This is a genomic window from Mesorhizobium sp. B2-4-14 (assembly GCF_006442155.1).
Taxonomy (GTDB): Bacteria; Pseudomonadota; Alphaproteobacteria; order Rhizobiales; family Rhizobiaceae; genus Mesorhizobium.
In genome coordinates this window covers 1-1,451 of the sequence record NZ_VFVA01000082.1, presented here as the reverse complement: position 1 = coordinate 1,451, position 1,451 = coordinate 1, and the positions used below count along the sequence as shown (strand labels likewise).

Sequence of the window (1,451 nt, the reverse complement as noted above, 5' to 3'; positions counted from 1 at the left end):
TGGCTGAGAATGCGCGAAACCTCCTGATCTCGCTCGAACCGCGCTCCTCTGAAATCGACATCGGGATTTGGTGCGCCACGATCGAAGCGCTGCGTTCCCGCTTTGGCAAAAGGGGCTTCGACCGACGTGAGTTTCTCCAGGATATCGAGGAACGTGTAGCAAGCCGGGGTCCTGAAGTGGAATCATGGATTCGGGGATGTCAAAAAGTCATCGGTGCCGAGATCGACATACCTAGCTTAGCCGACGGCGAGAAAATCGGGCGGCGCGCCGCCCTTGCCATCATTCTGTCTCACGAACCATCGGGATTGGAAGAGCTGGAAACCAATCTCGAAGCTGGCCCGCAGGTGCGCGCGCTGGTTACGGCTGCCGTTTACGCCTTTTGGGGACTTGCGCGGATTGATGAAACGCTCAAGTCCCCTGCATCTCGGATGGACGCGGTACTCGAAGTAGGAGAGTGCGTGGCCGCAGGCGACCCAGTGCGGATCGATATCGAAACAACCCGTACGGCGAATGACCTTACCCGACACCAAGCCGTAAAGGTGGCCGGAAAAAAGGTACTCGATAGGGAGATCCAACCGCCGGCCTACTTGGTCATGCTCTAAGCTCGAATTCAGGAGGCCGGATACAAGGTGGAACTCGACGGCGCCTCGGGGAAGATTGGGATCCGGTCGGGTGCCGCGAAGGGCGCGCTTATCATGGTGGAAACCTCCCCCCGCTCGGAGCCAAGCAACCCAGTTGTGAACCTCGTACTTCCCATCGCCACTTTAAGCGCTCGCCCGACTCTCGCATCGCTAAAGAAATTGATGGCCGCTGCTTGGAATCATGCAACCACCGTGGCCCTGAGGGAAGTCGGCGAGAATGAAGAAGTGGTTACCATGGCAAGCATGCCGCTCGCCACGCTAGATCGTGATGAACTCAACTTCCATGTTGAGCGCCTGCTTCAAGTTTCCGCTGACTTAGGCGGACAAAAGCGCAACGGACGACGCATCAAAGAGCGGGAGGCCTGATCCGTGGGCACCAACGCAGATCTGGCGGCGGGAAATCTTCCAACCGTGATATCGACAGACCTGCCTGTCGCAGTCGGCGCCCAAAACCCGAAAGCTCAGATTGGCTAGACTAGACCCAGATTTGAAGGGGCGGTGGCTTTAACTGCCATATGGATCGAGTCGAAAGGTGCGGTTCTGGAGCTCAACCCCATGCGCCCAGCTGAAGACCGAAATTGAGCCTGCGCCACTCAAGCAGAAACTAGTGGCTGACGGAGTGCAGCCCCGGGGAGATGATGTCGGCAGCTAGTTCGCCAGCCCTAGAATCTACCTTGACGGAGGTGCCCAACTCGCACTCCCAAACAACAATGACGCGCCACCCCGCCGCTGCAAGTGCCTCACCATTCCTTCTGTCTCGCGACTGGTTGCGATCGAACTTCTCGACCCAAAAATTGGTGTTCGTTTTCG

At 57.7% G+C, this 1,451-nt stretch carries 2 protein-coding genes and 1 pseudogene; 2 read left to right on the top strand and 1 reads right to left on the bottom strand.

Features of this window, described 5'->3' with window-relative positions; genetic code table 11:
- Together FJ938_RS29675 and FJ938_RS29240 are read left to right on the top strand one after the other, a co-directional pair.
- The coding region (locus FJ938_RS29675; protein WP_181169217.1) for a hypothetical protein at nucleotides 1-602 on the top strand (602 nt) is incomplete at its 5' end.
- 27 nt (nucleotides 603-629) lie between these two features.
- Nucleotides 630-1,007 (top strand): hypothetical protein, encoded by a 378-nt coding sequence (locus FJ938_RS29240; RefSeq protein ID WP_140700129.1) that lies wholly within the window; start codon nucleotides 630-632, stop codon nucleotides 1,005-1,007.
- 238 nt (nucleotides 1,008-1,245) lie between these two features.
- Here FJ938_RS29240 and FJ938_RS29740 read toward each other — a convergent pair.
- Nucleotides 1,246-1,451, bottom strand: a pseudogene (locus FJ938_RS29740) (hypothetical protein); the annotation flags it as partial.